This is a genomic window from Corynebacterium sp. HMSC05D08 (assembly GCF_001807215.1).
GTDB classification, from domain to species: domain Bacteria; phylum Actinomycetota; class Actinomycetes; order Mycobacteriales; family Mycobacteriaceae; genus Corynebacterium; species Corynebacterium striatum.
The window spans coordinates 1-17,703 of sequence record NZ_KV788355.1; the positions used below are offsets into that span (position 1 = coordinate 1).

At 57.6% G+C, this 17,703-nt stretch carries 13 protein-coding genes and 2 pseudogenes; 8 read left to right on the top strand and 7 right to left on the bottom strand.

The annotated features are described in order from the left end of the window. Positions 1 to 317: 317 nt before the first annotated feature. The 3 genes and pseudogenes from HMPREF3148_RS14080 to HMPREF3148_RS14090 all read right to left on the bottom strand — a co-directional run. Positions 318 to 467, bottom strand: a complete 150-nt coding sequence (locus HMPREF3148_RS14080; protein ID WP_005528097.1) for a hypothetical protein — start codon at positions 465 to 467, stop codon at positions 318 to 320. Positions 468 to 570: 103 nt separating this feature from the next. After that, complete coding sequence (locus HMPREF3148_RS14085) at positions 571 to 951, bottom strand: hypothetical protein (RefSeq protein ID WP_236081484.1); 381 nt, start codon at positions 949 to 951, stop codon at positions 571 to 573. A gap of 150 nt (positions 952 to 1,101) precedes the next feature. Then, a pseudogene (locus HMPREF3148_RS14090) lies at positions 1,102 to 1,350 on the bottom strand (class C sortase); the annotation flags it as partial. 410 nt (positions 1,351 to 1,760) lie between these two features. Between HMPREF3148_RS14090 and HMPREF3148_RS10905 the strand changes: the two are divergent. The 5 genes from HMPREF3148_RS10905 to HMPREF3148_RS13585 all read left to right on the top strand — a co-directional run bounded on the left by HMPREF3148_RS10905 (position 1,761) and on the right by HMPREF3148_RS13585 (position 9,471). Further along, complete coding sequence (locus HMPREF3148_RS10905) at positions 1,761 to 5,117, top strand: exonuclease domain-containing protein (protein ID WP_049192333.1); 3,357 nt, start codon at positions 1,761 to 1,763, stop codon at positions 5,115 to 5,117. A gap of 141 nt (positions 5,118 to 5,258) precedes the next feature. Then, entirely contained in the window at positions 5,259 to 6,530 is a 1,272-nt protein-coding gene (locus tag HMPREF3148_RS10910; protein WP_049192335.1) for a Fic family protein, read from the top strand. 223 nt (positions 6,531 to 6,753) lie between these two features. Beyond that, positions 6,754 to 7,593, top strand: coding sequence for a PTS sugar transporter subunit IIAB (locus HMPREF3148_RS10915; RefSeq protein ID WP_049192337.1), 840 nt, complete (start codon positions 6,754 to 6,756; stop codon positions 7,591 to 7,593). Positions 7,594 to 7,602: 9 nt separating this feature from the next. Further along, the gene (locus HMPREF3148_RS10920) at positions 7,603 to 9,180 is read left to right on the top strand and encodes a PTS ascorbate transporter subunit IIC (RefSeq protein WP_005528103.1); all 1,578 of its coding nucleotides are present in this window, start codon (positions 7,603 to 7,605) and stop codon (positions 9,178 to 9,180) included. Between the two features lie 39 nt (positions 9,181 to 9,219). Further along, entirely contained in the window at positions 9,220 to 9,471 is a 252-nt protein-coding gene (locus HMPREF3148_RS13585) for a hypothetical protein (RefSeq protein ID WP_034656564.1), read from the top strand. On the opposite strand, the gene HMPREF3148_RS10930 is transcribed toward HMPREF3148_RS13585, so the two are convergent. The 3 genes from HMPREF3148_RS10930 to HMPREF3148_RS10940 form a co-directional block, all read right to left on the bottom strand. Then, entirely contained in the window at positions 9,468 to 10,784 is a 1,317-nt protein-coding gene (locus HMPREF3148_RS10930) for an SLC5/6 family protein (RefSeq protein ID WP_049064072.1), read from the bottom strand. The two genes, HMPREF3148_RS13585 and HMPREF3148_RS10930, sit on opposite strands and share 4 nt — an antisense overlap. Before the next feature lie 15 nt (positions 10,785 to 10,799). After that, positions 10,800 to 12,080 carry an arginine deiminase gene (locus HMPREF3148_RS10935; protein WP_049192338.1) on the bottom strand — a complete coding sequence of 427 codons (1,281 nt, stop codon included), beginning with the start codon at positions 12,078 to 12,080 and terminating at the stop codon, positions 10,800 to 10,802. A 247-nt stretch (positions 12,081 to 12,327) separates the two neighbouring features. Continuing rightward, positions 12,328 to 13,455 carry a helix-turn-helix domain-containing protein gene (locus tag HMPREF3148_RS10940; RefSeq protein WP_034656565.1) on the bottom strand — a complete coding sequence of 376 codons (1,128 nt, stop codon included), beginning with the start codon at positions 13,453 to 13,455 and terminating at the stop codon, positions 12,328 to 12,330. A gap of 123 nt (positions 13,456 to 13,578) precedes the next feature. On the opposite strand from HMPREF3148_RS10940, the gene HMPREF3148_RS10945 reads away from it, so the two are divergent. Beyond that, positions 13,579 to 14,826, top strand: a complete 1,248-nt coding sequence (locus tag HMPREF3148_RS10945; RefSeq protein ID WP_070509125.1) for a M20 family metallo-hydrolase — start codon at positions 13,579 to 13,581, stop codon at positions 14,824 to 14,826. Between the two features lie 147 nt (positions 14,827 to 14,973). On the opposite strand, the gene HMPREF3148_RS10950 is transcribed toward HMPREF3148_RS10945, so the two are convergent. Next, a complete protein-coding gene (locus HMPREF3148_RS10950) occupies positions 14,974 to 15,276 on the bottom strand; it encodes a hypothetical protein (protein WP_046645139.1) in 303 nt (100 codons plus the stop codon). 492 nt (positions 15,277 to 15,768) lie between these two features. Here HMPREF3148_RS10950 and HMPREF3148_RS13365 point away from each other — a divergent pair. Together HMPREF3148_RS13365 and HMPREF3148_RS10960 are read left to right on the top strand one after the other, a co-directional pair. Beyond that, positions 15,769 to 16,050: pseudogene (locus HMPREF3148_RS13365) on the top strand (transposase); the annotation flags it as partial. 406 nt (positions 16,051 to 16,456) lie between these two features. Further along, entirely contained in the window at positions 16,457 to 17,647 is a 1,191-nt protein-coding gene (locus HMPREF3148_RS10960) for an NAD(P)/FAD-dependent oxidoreductase (RefSeq protein ID WP_070509128.1), read from the top strand. The last annotated feature ends 56 nt before the right edge of the window (positions 17,648 to 17,703 follow it).

Sequence of the window (17,703 nt, forward strand, 5' to 3'; positions counted from 1 at the left end):
CTTCCTTCGGCTGCGTGCCACGGGCACGATCTCGATGCCATGAACCGCTATTCCCGGTAGGCACGAATCGCTGCGGCGCGCCAGAAGCAGAAACAAGCGCTCAGAGGTGATGGACACCGGTTCGAGAGCAAGCAAGGAAAAACCCAGAGCGCGGGGGTCCGAACCCTGGGTTCAAACTAGGCCGCGTAGCGCTGGTTCAGAACGCGCATCACAGCAGCGATCACTGCAGTGATCAGGCCGATCGCCTCGAGCGCAATCAGCAGCTTGCGCAGAATAGAACCGTCCGCCGAGCCCACATCGGGGCCGTCCGAACCGCCCTAATCCTGATCGCCGTCGCCACCGTTATCGCCGTTGGCCCTATCGTTGCCGTCACCGGCGCCGGAGATGTCCTCAACCTCGACCTCGTGGGCCTTGACCTCCACGGTGAGCGCCTCGGAGGTGGAAAGCTTCAAAACATCCCTGACCACGCCCTCATCTTTAACAACCTCCTAGCCGCCGAAGACCGTGCGTACCTGATGTTGACCGCGGGTCGGGAGGCCGTACTCGAAGCGAGCCTCCCCGGTAGCCTGGTCAACCGGCGCGGCTCCCAGGAACTTCTCGCCGACGAAGAAGGAGACTGTGGCTCTCTCCGTGATATTTTTCTTCCCCTTGGACTGTCACCGTCGCGATGAACGCTACCGCATCGCCGGTCAGCGGGGTTGCGTCCAGGTCCACCGAGTCATTTTCGCGGGTTAGCGTAGTTCCGGTCTCTGCCTCGCCTGTGCTCAGAATCTCAAACGGTTCGGCCTCTGTCTCAGCCTTGCTGAAGATTCGTCCATCCGCTTCGCACTCCCGAACCTCCGCGGTGATCTTCTGCAGACTAGCCTGGTCGATGACGTGCTCCACGCTCGCGTTGTCCTCAGCGTCGGTCTGCGCGGTGCCCATGCGAACCCCATTGGCGCGGAAGATCACCTTAGCGTCCTTCGTTACCGTTGGTGCCGCAGTGAGTCCGGAACATTAGCCCGTGGCTGCCGGGCACCTACGCGATCGATACGCTCCGCAGTTCCATCGCCGGTATCTACGAGGCCGACTACTGGAAGCTGATGTTTATGTTGGCGCTGTTCATCGTCCCGTCGCTGATTCTGGCGCTGGGCCTTCCGGTTCAACCTTGTCGTCGCGCGAGAGCTTCCACCGCCCACAAATTAGCAGCGCCACAATCACCGCCGCTGCCTCCAGGATGGCCCACATCCACCACTGCCAGTGTCAACCACTGCCGTCGAACACGGCTTCCTCGCCAGGTTCCTTCGGCACCTGGTGCCCCGTTCCCAGCAGGCGGTGCGTATTAATGCCGCACGGAGTGCACGTAGTCAGGCGATCGGGTGCGCTGAGGAAACAACAGGTCTCATTGACCTTTCGGTTCACGGGTCGCAGTAGGTCAGTGTTGTCTGCAACGGGCGACTTGCCCGGTACGGGCTTGCTGCTTCCATCGGGATGGTTGGCGGCTTATAACTCAATGTGCTGGCGGAAACCGTTAACGGCTCCTACAGGAACGAGCTAGTCCCTACTCGCAGGTGGGATGACGGTGTCGAGGTAGAAATCAAGGCAAATGCCTTGGAACAAAACTTGGGCCACTTCAATCTGATTGGAATTCGAGGTACTTCTGGGCCAGGCCGACAGACTCGAGACATGTCGACACATATGATGTGGTGTGCAGCTGATGTGGTGTGCAGCGCAATTGTGTAGCCCAACGCATTGATCCAACAAGCTAGAAGGAAGGCCCCATGGTTGCCCCTAAGCGATACGCCGTTGTTGACTTCGAGACCACAGGTTTTGGCTCGACTGATCGAGTCATCGAGATAGGTGTGGTCCTGTTGGACCACAACCGGGAGGTGGAATCAACGTGGGAGACTTTGGTGCAGCCGCAGCGGGATATTCCGAACTCATTCGTTCACCACATCACACCGACTGACGTTGTGGATGCGCCACTTTTCGGCGAAGTCGCAGGGGAATTCTTCGACCTTCTCAACGGGCGCACGGTGGTCGCACACAATGCGCCTTTCGAGGTGCGGTTCTTGCAGAGGGAGTTTTCTAATTTAGGGGTGGCGTGGCCCAACTACGGGGCGTGGGTGGTTGATACCAAGCGGTTGTTCCAGCAGACGTATCCAGGTGAGGATACAACCCTTGAGCACGCCTTGAAAGTTGTTGGGATCACAAATGCCCGTCCGCACTCGGCACTGGCAGATGCACTGGCGACTGCAGAGCTGTTTGCCTGGCTGGTTAGCCAGGGGAATGACGTGGTGATAAGCAGCAGAGCAATTACCCTCCCGCCGCACGAGTTTCCTGCCCGCGGCGCGCTTCTACCACGCACCGCATTGGCAGAAGATTTAACGCACAAGCGTGGTGAATGGCTGGCCCGCCTGGTAGATACTGCAGCACCTGAAGGCTCCGGAGACGCGGAGAAGTACAAGAAACTGCTCGCGGCAGCGTTGGTAGATAAGGAACTTTCCAAGTCTGAAATTGCCCAGCTGCAGAACCAAGCACAGCAGGAGGGGCTCACCAGCAATGACGTGATGAGTATTCATGAAGAATTCATCCGGCAGCTCGCCGTGGAGGTTTGGCTTGATGGTGAGGTGACAGAGGAAGAACGTGACACGCTGCTGTTGCTCAACGAGCAGCTGGGGCTGCCTGCCGATACCGCCGAGGCACTCCTTGCGGCCCCACAGCTAGGGGAAAGCGAACTGGGTATCAGCCTGTCTGCTGGGGACAGAGTGACGTTTACGGGGCAGTTCGATCTTCCCCGAGAAGAATGGGAACGTCGCGCAATGGCAGTAGGGCTAAGCATCGGAGGCGTGACGAAGAAGTCCGTGCTACTCGTTGCTGCGAACCCTGACTCCATGAGTGGAAAGGCGCGCAAGGCCAGGGAGTACGGCGTCCCAATTATTGGTGAGACAGCCTTTGCTCGTCTGTTGAGCAATATGTCTGGGGGCGGGCAACTCGTGGAGCAGGACCTGTCGGCGCAGCCTGCTGAACTTGATCTGACAGAAACCTACGGGATCTTCCCGTGGAGCACTGGCGTTTCTGGCACAAGTGCGCACACTGGCACAAAGGCATTGGCGGTGGAGTGGTGCGCCAAGCACCCAAGACGGAAACTTCTGGAGCTCTCACCCCAGTTGACGCCGTTTAGTGAGATCGAGGTGCAAAGTTCTTACAAGAGCGGGTACACACAGTGGTTTGCGCGGTTCCCACAACCGCTGGAGGCAACCGTGGAGGACTTGCGTGATCTTCCAGGAGTAGGCGAACACAAGCTTGTAGCCATGGTGGAAGCTGTGGTTCTTGCAGCCAGTGACAGTGGAAATGCCGCGGTGATCGATAGTATTGGTGCAGCGGAAAACCCTTATGGTGACATCCCCATTGGTGACAATCCTTTTAGCGACGATGACTCCGCTGGGCGCGCTGCTGAATTTTTGGGTCGAACGTCCGAAGAAATCCGCGCGTTGGACCAAGTCGCGTTGTACATCGGGTGGGCACAGCTAAATGGCGCGGTTGTAGAGGTTGCGTCGTTACCAAGTGCCGTCGCAGCCGAGGTCCCCATAATTTCTGCACACCTTGAGCACCAATCCCCAGTGCGGGCTTTGTTCCAACGCGCCGTGGATGAGCTCGATCGAGCCATCGGCGGTGATGAACGCAAACGCGGAATCGCTAACAGCCGGTGGCTTGGTGAGGCGACGTTGGATTCCATCGGTACCGCGTTTGGTCTCACGCGCGAGAGGATCCGTCAGTTGGAGCGACAATTGGCGGAAGATTTTGAGAAGGATAGTGCTCTCTTTAAAGAAGTCGTGGCGGCTGTGGGTAAGCGTGCCCGTCCAATCTTGCCTGTGGATGAGCTCCGAAGGGAGCTACCTGATCTCGTACGAAAGCCAGCAGGGTTTGACGCAACGTTCGGTGAAATTTTCACGGGCATTGGCAAGCAATGGGAAGTTGTTAACGGCTGGTTGGTGTTCAATGGCTTCACTCAGGCCTTGTCAGAGAGGTTAACAACGCTGGCGGACGACCACGGTATTGTTCGGATTGATGAACTCGCCGTGGGCTTAGAAGTTACGCCGGAACGGCTGGAGCAGTACATCGTGACCAACGATGAACTTAAGGTCGCAGTCTTGGACAACTACGTGCTGACAAAGGTCGGCAGCTACCAAGACCGTGCTGTGAGCGTGCTTGCTATAAACGGTGAGCCGATGACTGCAGAGGCGATCATGGATACCCTCGGGGGCGGCAGCCCACGGTCTGCTTCTAATCAATTCTCCATTGACCCTCGTCTGACAAAAGTCTCTGCCGATCAATGGGCGCTGACGGAGTGGGGACACGAGGAATTCAAGAGTATTGCTAGCTGGATCTCTACGCGCCTGGCCGCTAGCACCCGAACTCATACGGTTGTCGATGCCGCAGGCTCCTCGCAGGAAGTCCCTGCGATTGCTTTGAATGAGCTGCTAGCGCAGGCAGAGAGATTGCGAATTTCAGAACTCTCGATCCGCCAATATGCGGCCAATGGAGATTTTGAGACTCGCGACGGCATGGTTATTGCACGAGTGGATGAGTCTGGAAACGTCATGGAGGGCGATATCGCAGATGCCCGCGATGCCTATCTCCGTGACGGCGAGTGGAACCTCTTGCTGACAGTTAACAAGCACCACCTGCGTGGCAGCGGCTTCGCTGTGCCCGCGCCCATTGCTGCGTACTACGGAGTAAAAGTGGGCGAGAGCTGTGCGCTGAGTAGCCGGTTAGGTGAGGAGTTTGTTCGTGTCAATCGTCTTAAGCAAGTCTCGTTGTCAACGATAAAGCGGTTCCTCGACGAGCTCGGTGTCCGCGAGGGCCAGCGGGTGTGGCTCAAGCTGGGCAAAGAAAGGACCTTTGATGTCTCGATCGCACCTGCTGTCCAGCATCATGAGGCTGGGTTGGCTCGCCTCTATGACTTCGTGGGACTTGACGGCACGCTGATGCAGCCTGGTGAATCGACGGAAGATTCGCTAGCTCGAGTTAACGAGATACTGGGACTGAGCCCGCAGGCGCCGCGCCGGCGAACGGTGGCGGTCTTCCGTCATCGCCACCAGGACGAGATCGCTGACCTTATTCAGGAGCTCTAGGGGATTTCATGGAGCAAGGGGGCTGAAATAACGCAGTCCCGTGCATTGCTTAAGATTAAAAAGGGCGAATTTTTCATTTTAGGCGAGTTTTTGGGGTAGCTTAATTACAAAAATCGCGATTTTTAACGTTTAGGCGGTGTAATGCCTGTGGAAAAATACGAACCACTGAAAAAGGTGTTTTATCGTGCTACGAGCGGTGGCAGGGAGCTTGTTGCTGAGCAGCTCCGTGTGCGGCGTTCAAGTCCTGCTGCTTTTACCTGGCCCTATGAGGTGGGCAAGCACGGAGTTTTCTATGTTCACACCCGTGGTCTCGCAGAAAGGGTGGAGCGCGTCTGGCGCCAAGAGATTCAGATTGCTGCGTTGTGGCAGAAACTTCCAGTGACGGCTAGGGAACACTATTTTCACGAGCTGGTGGTCGATGAAATAAAGGCGACCAACGATATTGAGAACATTTCCTCCACCCGCAAAGAAGTCGCCGCCGCGGTTGAGGCTGAACGCAGCATGGGAAAGGCGTCGGAAGGCGCGCCAGTGCGACGATTCCGGGAAATGGTGCGGCAATACCTGGCCCTCCCCAGCGAATTTTTGGGGCGAGATGACCTTCCACCATTGGGTTTCCCCTCAAACTTGTCTGAGATTCGCTCGCTGTACGACTCCCTCGTCGGCGAAGAAGTAGACAAAGCCGATGCGCCCGATGGCGAGCTTTTCCGAACTGGTGATGTTTCGCTAAACGATGGAGTGCGTGAGCTTCATGCGGGCGCACGGGGCGAGTCCGCCATTCGGGCGCGCCTCGAGGTGATGCTCGATTCTGTTCATGAGTCTCGCGGGGTTCAGCTCTTCGCGGCCTTTGTGGAGCACTTCATGTTTGAACATACCCATCCGTTCTACGACGGCAACGGACGCATGGGGCGATTCCTCCTGAGCATTCGGCTATCACGGCTGCTTTCTACCCCGACAGCGTTGTCGCTTTCGGCGGAAATCTTTAGGCAGAAGAGGCGCTACTACGATGCCTTCACTACGGCAGAAGACCCCATGAACTATGGTGAGCTGACTTTCTTTGTCGAGGATATGGCTGCGATGGTCAATGCTGCCCAGGCCCGTTTGTTGTCCTCCCTCGAGGAAAGAAGCGACCGACTGAATAGTCTGGAACAGAGCCTGCGTGCGCTAGAGAGCGAAGGAGCTGCAAGCGAGCTGGCATTGTCAATCGCATTCTTGCTTGGACAGGTCGCGCTTTTTGGTCCACGTGCTGGCCTGAGCTTGGACGAGGTAGCCGGCGTTGTCCGAGTGTCTAAGCAGACCGCGCGTAAAGGGATTGCCGAGCTCGAGCGCCTGGGTTACGTCGAGTTCTTGTCGCGGCGCCCGCTCGTTACGGCACTTAGCACGCCGGGGTTGACGTGGCTTGGGCTCGTAGAGTGACGAGCCCCGTGATCAGTGTGAGCTAGCGGAGCCGGAGGTAATCAAGTCCTTGCGAAGGCGGCTTCCATTCTCGGTTGCGTGATAAAGGCAGAAACGAGTGTTGAGTGGCATGTGTCTAAATATTCGTCGACGGCTAGGTAAACGTTTGCATACCTGTTAATACTTTAGTTAGGGCTGGTCATATCTTTCGTGGCCGGCAGAGAGTAAAGGTAGGAGGACACTTATGTCCATGCTCAATGCGCTGCTCGCAGAAGGTGCAGTTGACCTGCACGGCCGTGCGAGTGACTGGCGTGAGGCCATTGAATTGGCGGGCGGCTTGCTCGTTGCGGCGGGCAAGACGGGCCCGGCATACACCGAGGCCATGGTGCAGTCGGTGGAAGAAAACGGACCGTACATTGTGGTCGCGCCGGGCTTCGCTTTTGCCCACGCGCGGCCGTCGGAGGCAGTGCGCGAAACGGCGTTGTCGTGGGTGCGCTTGGATCGGCCAGTGGAGTTCGGTTCCAAAGCCAATGACCCCGTGACTCTTGTCGTAGCACTTGCGGCGAAGGATTCATCCGAGCACCTGAAGGCAATGAAGGAGCTGGCAGGGCTGCTGGGGAAGAAGGACGTGCGTACGCGTCTGGATTCTGTAGAAAGCGAAGCTGAGCTGCGCCAGGTGCTTGTGGATGTGGCGAACGGTGGGGCAGGGGCGGCGTCGGCAAGCGCGGCTCTTGCAGCTGATCACAGTGACGCGCGAGATGGCGCCGAGCACCAGACCGCGGCTGATTCGGTGGCCACAAAGGGCAAAATCTACACCGTGTGCGGCAATGGCCTGGGCACGTCGTTGTTCCTGAAGAACACGCTGGAGCAGGTCCTCGATGAATGGGGCTGGGGCAAGTACCTCACCGTCGAGGCAACAGACACGATTTCGGCCAAGGGGCGTGCGAAGGAAGCTGACTTCTTGCTGACGTCCGGGGAAATCGCTGCAACGCTTGGCGACGTCGGGGTGCCCGTCCACGTCATCGAAGACTTTACGAACATGTCCGAAATCGATTCTGCTCTGCGCGAGCTTTACGACGTCTAAGGAGCACTCATGGATGTCTTGTTGAACATTGCCAACTTCTTGGTCAATGAAATTCTTTCCGTGCCGGCGTTCCTAATCGGCATCATCACCGCGGTGGGTCTCGCCGCGATGGGCCGTGGCGTGGGCCAGGTCCTCGGCGGCGCCATCAAGGCCACACTCGGCTTCCTCCTGGTGGGCGCGGGTGCCGGCTTGGTTACCGCCTCCCTTGAGCCGCTCGGCGCCATGATCACCGGCGCCACCGGCGCGCAGGGCGTGGTGCCCACCAACGAGGCCATCGTGGGCATTGCCCAAGACCAGTTCGGCTCCCAAGTGGCCTGGATTATGATCCTGGGCTTCGTGGTCTCGCTGATTCTGGCCCGGTTTACCCCGATGAGCTACGTGTTCCTGACCGGCCACCACGTGTTGTTCATGGCCACCTTGCTGACCATGGTCCTTGCACCTGCTGGATACTCTTCCTGGATCGTGGTCGCCTTTGGCGCCGCGTTGCTGGGTATCTTGATGGTCTCCCTGCCTGCCATTGCTCACCCGTGGACGCGCCGCATCACCGGCGACGACTCCATCGCCATCGGCCACTTTGGCACCGCCGGCTACCTCGCTGCCGGTGCCGTGGGCAAGATGGTCGGCGGTAAGGGCGAGAAGATGTCCAAGTCCACGGAGGAGCTCAAGCTTCCCGAAGGCCTGCGCTTCCTGCGTGACTCCATGGTGGCTACCGCACTGTCCATGGCTCTCATGTACATCGTGCTCGCCGTCATGTTCATGGTGCGCGCTGGTACCGAGGAGGCCTTCACCGCATTCGAAGGCGGTGCCACCAACGTGGGTAACTACCTCATGCAGTCCTTTACTCAAGGCCTCCAATTCGGCGTGGCCGTGGCCGTGATCCTCTTCGGCGTGCGCACCATCCTGGGCGAACTCGTTCCTGCATTCCAGGGCATCGCCGCCAAGGTCGTCCCCGGTGCCATCCCGGCTCTGGACGCGCCTATCGTCTTCCCGTACGCACAAAATGCCGTGCTGGTGGGCTTCATCTTCTCCTTCATCGGCGGCCTCGTCGGCCTCGCTGCTCTAGCCGCATGGCTCGGTCCAACATTCGGCGTGGCGCTGATCCTGCCGGGCCTGGTTCCGCACTTCTTCACAGGTGGTGCAGCGGGCGTCTACGCCAACGCAACCGGTGGACGCCGCGGCGCCATCTTCGGTGCGTTTATTAACGGCCTCATCATCACCTTCCTGCCGGCCTTCCTCCTGGGTGTGCTCGGCTCCTTCGGCGATGCTAACACCACCTTCGGCGATGCCGACTTCGGCTGGTTCGGCCTGCTCTTGGGCTGGTCTTCCAAGGCCGGCGGAGCACTGGGCCTCGTTCTCATAGCAGTTCTTGGCTTGGCTGTCTTGGCACTTGGCTGGTTCTCCCAGCGCAAGCTCGTTGCCACCAATTGGGATCCCACCCCGTGGCGTGAGCAGCCGGGTGCTGCCGCTCCGAAGGGTGAGGCATCTGACGTTAAGCCGCTTGCTGCTGGCCAGACTGCAGCTTCGAAGAAGTATCCCAAGGTGCTTCCTCCGAAGGGTGCTCCGGTTCCGCCCAAGACGATTGCGTAGCAATTCTGGTTGGCTTGTTGGACAAGCGCGCGGATTTCCGTGCCATCACGATGGTGGCTGGCAACGCTGCCGCACCCAGATCTCATCCAAGAATCCGGGCGCTACAAGGCAGACGTGGTCACGGGTAACGGTATTACGCGAGGCTATGCGGCAATGGCCTGGGAGACCTTTGGCTTGGAAGCTAACGCGACGGTCATCGAAAAGGCGGACCGCGAAAGCTTCTTTGGCTTGCTTGGCGACGTCCTGGAAACCCAGACCACCCCAAACCGGCCGCTTCAGAAAGCGGACTAGAACAAGTCCCAGATGGTGATTGCCAGAATCACCGAACCAAAGAAGAACACAAAGTAGTTCCACGGGTCATGGCGGTAGGTTTTGTACTCCTTGACCCGGTGGAACATGTAGACCGGAAGCAGGAAGATAAGCACCGCATCGAAGACGCCACCAACCAAGTAGATGAGGCTGAGAATTGGTGGATTGAACACCGAGACCAGCGTGCCGGTGACAAAGATGAACGTGTAGACGATGGTGAGTAGGCCGCGGCGGTTCAGACGGTTCGCAGTGCGTGGCGCGATGAGGCGCACCATATAAGAGGTGCCTTCCTCAGCACCGAGCATGGTGCCGAAGTAAGAGGTAATAATCGCGAAGATAACGACCATCGGGGCCAGCCAGGCAAGCAGCGGCACGCCGGTGACGTTAGCGAAGTAGGAGAGCACTGGCAGGTTCTGCTCAGTTGCTTCCTTCATGCCATCCGCGCCAAGAGCCAGCACACAGGACCATACGAAGAACATGGTAAAGACGACCAGCAGTGCGGCAGTGTAGAGCTCAATGCGGGTAACGTGTTTTTCCGTCTTCTCGCCGTAGGTTGGCTGCATGTCCACGGAGAATTGGGAGAGGCCGGCCATGTGCGAGAAGGAGAAAGCAAGCACTGGCAGAATCAGCACGGAGCCCAGCAGAATATACTGCCAGCTGCCGTCTTGGTATTGCACTTCCATAAAGGAACGCAGGTCCCACTGAGGGATCAGATAAATCGAGGTCGCAGCCAGCGAGATGATGAGCGGATAAACCAGCGCTTGGGCCAGCCACAGCATGGGCTTGCGGCCGATGGCGAAGATTCCGGTCAGAATTCCCACGCATAGGACCGAAAGAACCCAACGGTTAATGGATGGGCCGTGCAACTGATTAACGATGAAACTGTCGATGGCGTTGGTCAACGAGATGGCGTAGATGAACACTGAGGGGATGTTCGCCAGCGAGTACATCAAGGCCACGAAGAGGCCGGTGTGCCGGCCCAAGTACTTGCGTACTAGCTCGAGGACGTCAAGTCCGTGGTCTTTGGTGGGAGCACCCGAGACGATGCGCGCGTAGGTGCGGTGGGAGAAGTAGACCACTGGGAAGATGATGGCCGTAGCAAAGGCCAGCGGCCAGAAGCCAAAGGTGCCGGCCTGTAGCGGAAGGAAGAGAATACCTGCGCCCATCGCGGTGCCGAAGAGCGCGAGTACCCAGCCCAGCGCAGTACCTTCGGTCTTCTTGCCCCCGCGACCTACTGGGGAGGCAGTAGATGCGATCTCGTCCGCGGCGGGCGCGGCAGTGTCATATGTTGTCAACGGCTAGTTCTTCCCTTAGTAGTCCACTGCATCGCGCACGATGGGGCAGGTCATGCAGTGTCCGCCACCGCGACCACGGCCGAGCTCGGCGGAACCGATCTCGATGACTTCGACGCCAGCGTCGCGAAGCTTGGCATTGGTGTGTTTATTGCGATCGTAAGCCACGACCACACCGGGCTCCAAGGCAACCACGTTGTTGGCGTCATCCCATTGCTCGCGGGCGGCGGTATAGGCGTTGCCGCCGGTCTCCACGATGTGGAGCTTATCTAGGCCGAGCGCTTCTTCGACCACCGTGGCGAAGTGCTTGTCCGGGTTTTCCAGTTCCAGTTTCGTGTGATCGTCGGAAGGGCGCAGAATCAGCGGACGGATGGTGTCCACCACGCGTGGATACGCGGTGGCCTTGTCGGCGTCGAGGAAGGTGAACACGGTATCCAGGTGCATCGATGCGCGCTCCGGGGCCATCGCCGCGATGATGACCTTTTCGGCCGCACCGGCCTTGAACAAGTTGCTAGCCAGACGGCTAACGCCCTGCCAAGTAGTGCGCTCGCCCATGCCCACTAGGACCGCACCATTGCCCACCGGCATGATGTCGCCGCCCTCGAGAGCGGCGAGGCCTGGGTCCTCGTCGGTGTCGCCGTACCAGAACTCAAAGGATGCGTTGGCAAAGCGCGGATGGTAGCGGTAGATAGCGCGCGTGAGCATCGTCTCCTGGTGACGGGCAGGAAGACGCATCGGGTTAAGAGAGACGCCGCCGTAAATCCAGGCGGAGTTATCGCGGGAGAACTGGCTATTGGGCAGGGGCCGCAGCGCGAACTCATCGGGCGCGTACACGTTGCGCATGGTGTCGATGACGCCGTGGCCAAGGCCCTTCGGGATCTCGTTGAAGGGCACGCCGCCGATGAGGAGCTCGGCCAGAGTCTTGTTGTCCAGCTCGCTAAACCACTCGCGCAATTCGCTGCCCACGCCCACGCCGACGTTCTTATCCAGGAGCTTGTTGCCGAGGATGAACGCGCGGCCTTCCTTGGTCGCCAGCGTTTCTTCCAGCAGAATTCGCATGTGCAGCACCTCGACGCCGCGCTCTTCCATGCGGGCTACGAACTCGTCGTGGTGGCGCTGTGCTTCCTCGACCCACAAGACGTCGTCGAAAAGCAGTTCCTTGCAGTTGTTCGGAGTGAGCCTCTCGTGTGCCAAGCCGGGGCGGCAGACCATTACCTGGCGGAGCTTGCCCACCTCTGACCAAGCACCGAGTTGCTGGCCGCCCTTGTTGCCGGAGGTGGTTTCAGCAAAGTCCATCATGTAAATCTGTGCCTTCCTTTTTCAAGTGTTTGGTGTTGGGGGCAACAGTAACTAAACCCTTATGAGTTATGGGTCACAGGGTGAAATGAATAGTAATTTGAATCATACATATCATTCATGCTGCTGGTAGCGCATAAGATTTGCATAATTCGCAAAAGATTCATGAGTTTTGCGTCGCACCCGTCTGGGGGTGGGATTCGCTTCGCGGACCAGGCGGCGCGCCAAGACAAGAGCGGAAGAAGTTAGTTCAGAGCTCACGGAGTTCGATATTAGTATTGAGCGCAAGAATAATTGCGGCGGCATCATAGGGGAGTGTTACTACGTAATCCGTGGCTTCGGCGAACTGGTGCAGCCGGTTGATGACAGTATTGCGGTGACAGAAACTCGCCTCTGCCGTTGCTTTGACAGAACCTGTGCGCAGGTAGGTTTCGACGGTTTCGACAATTAAGGGTTGTTCGGCGCGCAGCTTGGTGATTGCAGTACTCAACTTCTTGAGCCGGGTGCCGGGGAAATCCGCCAATGCTTGGCCAGCGATTGCCCACGCCAATTCTCCGACTGGTGTGGGGCGGGGCGCAAGGATAGCCGCTTCAAAAAGGGAAGGGGTAGCTAGTACAGCTTTTCGCACACCCACTAAGCCTTTTACCTTAGGGAAAATGACGCTGGGCAAATCGGGAAGCTCAGGTGCGGGATGTAGTTTATTTGGCCAGAACGCAGCGAAGAGTCCGTGATGAGCATGGCCAAATACATGGCCTTGCGCGGTAGCCGTGTCGAGTGCGTCGCGTGCTTCGAGTGAACTGCTTGCGTGAAATACGGCGACATCGAAAGTTTCTTGCGCGGCGCATCCTAGGGCAAGAGCTATTTCTTCAGCTCCGAGCGGGCTAATAGTTGCAGAAGAAAAGAGCTTGTCGATATAGCGACCATTAGCGAGGCGGAGGTCGCGGGCGAGGCGGGCATTTTCTCTACGGAAGCCGTCGCGGACAAAGAAGTTGTATTTGGCAACCACGTTGTGGAGCTCATCGACATGGGCTATGAGCACTTCCTGATTAGCATGTGCGGTGCGGCGAATGCGCTCCCAAATGACAAGAAAGTCAAGCTGGATGGCGTCGACAAGCGTCCCGATGGCAACTTCTTGCTGTGCGCGGCGCCGGCCTAGGTTATCGGCGTGCTGGCGAACCTTCTCTTCGGTGGCCTCACCGGAAAGTGAGTCCATAAGAATGCCAAGCACGGCGGTTGCGGTCTCTCGAAGCTCGTATTCGTCGATGCGAGAGGTACCGTAGCTTCCGGAATCGCGAAATTTCTGAATGAATTCTTCTGCCATGCTCGGTATGTCTGCACGAACTTCGGCGAGGATCTTTTTCCAATCGGAATTGTGCATATGCATAACCATAATCTGAATATGTGGGATATTGCCCCAGTTTTCTGAATCTGCCTGTGCACTTGTCGATTGGGCTCTAGTGTGACTTGGAACATGAATTAACAGATTCGGAGGGATAGAGGCATGCGAGCGACAACTGATGAACAGTACCTGGCGGACTTCCGCGAGATGTCGGCCAATGGTGCGACTGCGGGAGGCGGCGTCGAAAGGCAAGCTGCGAGCGAAGGAGACCGCGTTAATCGTGTGTGGTTTGCCCAGGTGCTGGAATCGATGGGTGCGCGTGTGCATTACGACGAGATTGGCAATCAGTATGGTCTTTTCGAGTTCGTTCCGGACGCGCCTTTTGTAGGCCTGGGTTCGCACCTCGATTCACAGCCTTTGGCCGGGCGCTATGACGGTGCATACGGTGTGCTGGCGGCAGCGCATGCGGCAAACCGGGTGGCCCGCCTTGCGGAAGAGGGGAAGATTTCGCCGCGTTATAACCTGGCCGTAATCAACTGGTTTAACGAGGAAGGCTCGCGTTTTTCCCCGTCGATGATGGGCAGCTCCGTGTTCACCGGAGTCATGCCGCTGGAAAAAGCGCTGGAATCGACGGATCTCGCAGGAACCACCGTGGCAGAGGCTTTTGAGGAAGAGAAGTGGACCCCGGTGGAGCAGGCCCCGAAAGTGGTTTCCTACGGCGAAATCCACGTTGAACAGGGCAAGGGTTTGGAGGCTGCTGGCAATACCATCGGCCTGGTTACCGCGACCTGGGGCGCGAAGAAGTTCCAGGCGGTAGTGCACGGTGAGCAGGGACATACCGGTTCGACCATGATGGCGGATCGTCGCGATGCGCTGTTTGGCGCCTCCCTCATCATCGCTGAGGTACAGCGTTTAACGCGAGAGTTCCCGGAGTTTGAGCTTCAGGCATCAGTGTCCCAGCTGACCCTGGAACCAAACTCGCCGGTGACCATTGCCCGTGAGGTGCGCTTCAACATTGACCTACGCTCGCCGAACAGTGAGACGCTGGAGACCGCGCAGAAGCGCGTTCGGGAGATTATTTCGGCAGCGGAAGAAGAGTCCTGTACCCGTGTTGAGCTGAACGTTACCCATGAGTGGGCACTCAACCCGTATCCAGAGGCCGGCGTGGAACTTGCACGTGAAGTGGTTGAAGAGCTGGGCTATTCGCACCAGGAGATCTTCACCGTGGCCGGGCACGACTCGACGAATATGAAGGAGCACGTACCGACCGTCATGCTCTTTATCCCAAGCGTTGACGGCGTCTCCCACAATGAGGCGGAATACACCAAGGATGAAGACTGCGTTGCAGGTCTTGATGTATTTACCCACGTGGCTATCCGACTTGTGGAAGGAGCGTTGTTAAAAGGTTAATCGCCTATCTTTCTTGTGCATTCTCTTAAACTCAGCAAGCTGATTATGCCCAAAGTGGCGCTAAAACTACTCGGCAGGATGCTGCGAGAAAGATGGTAGTTTTTCTGGCATTCACGGGGTGGCCGGGTAAAAGTTGCCTGCAGCCCCTTAGTCGCGGAAAGCGCCTAGTGCGAATAGAACGAACACGACTGAGGCGATGCCGATGGCCAGTGGCCACATCTGGATCGCGAGTGCGCCGATGAGCAGCACGGCGACAAGCGTGCCGAGGAACACCAGATCGAAGCCGTCGAGGAGCGTAGCCTGCTGTGCAGCCTTTTCTGCCTCGCGGGCCTTGGCGGCCATGATTGCGGCTTGCTCGCGACGATGACGGATATCGGCTAGGGCCGCAGCGCGGGCGCGCTTCTTTTCGGCTTCGGTGGCAGTGTCGGGCAGGAGATAGGCAGTAGGCACGGGCTTGGTCCTTTCTGACGGAGGAAGGAGCTTTGGGCTCCGGAGAGAAATCAATGTCTAGAAAGAAGTGTGGCCTAGCGGTGGGGTGAGGTGACGGAAAGTGGGGAGTGTTCCCTCGCGCCTGTGGGACACCAATTGGCTGGGGTCGAGAGGCGCAAAAACAACTTCAGCGCCCAGGCCTCACATGGGGCCGCAGGGCGCTGAAGTTGTCTCTATCTCTCTCATGCGCTCTCTCAAACGCATAATCATATTATGCGGCTTCGTGCTGGCATATCAATTAACGAAACCTTGAGTATTCCTGGCAGTTACTCGTCCAGCTCCAATTCGGGGTCCTCGGCCTGTGCGGCCTCGAGGACCTCTTTTGCTGCGCCGAGGTTGATGACGGCAACGACGAGGCCCACCACGATGTCCGGCCAGGGGTTAAACCACCAGATGGTGATGACGCCGGCGGCGAGGATGAGCAGATTGGCCGCAACGTCGTTGAGCTCTGCAGAGAAAAAGCTCGATGATGTTGCTGACTACCTCGCAGAAGCCCTTGACGACCTGCTGGCATCTACCCACGCGCCGAAGCTAGTGCGGACCAAAGTATGGTCGAATAACCCTACAGAGCGACTCAACCGGGAAATCCGCCGGCGCATCGACGTGGTAGGAATCTTCCCTGACCACAACGCCGTTACCTGGCTTGTCGGAGCGGTCCTTGCCGAACGGCATGATGACTGGATACAGCAAAAGCGCTACCTGCACGAGGTCAACCTCGCATCAGCCGAGCAGCTGGCAGGCACGCTGTCGCTCAACCTCGACGAAGTCTGTCTCGCCAACGAGAGCACCACCCCAGCCCAGGTGTTGCGCACAGCCTTGAAGCGCCGGTTCCCCAACGCCGACAACCCGCACGAATACCTCAAGAAGCAACTCGAACTACCCGCCGACGACATCGCCGAATACAACGAGCACACCGACAAAACAACTAAAGACTCGAAAGGTTCTTACACCAGATCGGCGGACTTGGCCGTAAAAGTTTCCTGCAGCTCTTTGATTAATGCAGCCAAAGGTGACGGATTTTAGAGATTTAGGTCAAACACCTTGACGCTTTGTGACCCATCGCATATTTTACTTTATAGGTTATCGATAAGCGGTAACTAAACACGGGTGGAAACCCAGCAGTTTGGAAGGAGGGAACACGATGGCCGACGTAAAGATTTCGCTTTCTTCGAACTATGCATGCGTACAGCCAGAGATTGCGAATGTAGTCATCATCGGAGGCGGTGTCATGGGAATGAGCGCCGCATGGAATCTCGCATCGCGAGGAGTCAAAGGAATCGTCGTGTTGGAACAGCACGAGCTGGGTTGTGGCTCTTCAGCAAAACCGATGGGCGGAGTCCGTGCAAACTTTTCAGACCCGAACAACATCATCCTCGGCAAGCGTTCTTTGGAAAAGTACGGGCGCTTCCACGAGGATTTTGGGGTCAACATTGAACTGAGCAAAGTGGGCTACCTGTTTCTTGCTCGTAACGAAGAAGAAGCGGCCAACCTCGAAGTCGCTACTCAAACGCAAAACGAACTTGGCGTGAACTCTTATATGGTTTCGCCGCAGCAAGTACACGAGCTCAATCCATTCATCGATCCCGCAAGCATCGTGGTGGGTGCGTATTCTCCGGATGATGGATATGCTTGCCCGGCCGCAGCCGTTGATGGCTATCGCCGTGCGTGCCAGTCCCTGGGGGTGACCATTCTTGATCACACAGAAGTCCGCGATATCACCACCGCGGGTGGCAAGATTGAAGCGGTCTTGACCAATCGCGGTGTCATTCGCGCCAACCAAGTCATTTGTGCAGCCGGCGCGTGGAGCAAGCGGATCGGCGAGATGGCTGGTCAAGAATTACCTGTAGAACCAGTACGCCGCATGATTGGTATTACAGCGCAGCGCCCACAAGCACATGCCACGGTGCCTTTCACTTTGGACCTTGGCACCACCTTCTACATGCACAATTACTACAACGCACTGTTGCTCGGCATCTCGCATAAGGAAGAGGTCGGATTCAACCGCGAATGGACCTATGAATGGCTGAATGATTTCAACGATGCCGCCCGCATCGTGGCTCCATCGCTGGTCGATCCGCAGCTGGAAGCAGGCTGGGCCGGGTTTTATGAAAACACCCCTGACCACAACGCCATCATCGGCGCATCGAACACGGTCGAAGGCTTTTACTACATCACTGGTTTCTCTGGACATGGATTCCTGCAGGGGCCAGCTGCGGGCGAGCTGATCGCAGACATCGTCACGAACAAAGAGTCCTTCCTCCCGCACGATGCATTCACCGTCGACCGCTTTGCGGTGCCGAATATCGGGCTGACTGAAAAGCACATCATTTAAGTGCTGCTTGTACTGGCTTAACAGTTGATTTACCACTTCGCAAAAGTAAAGGAAAA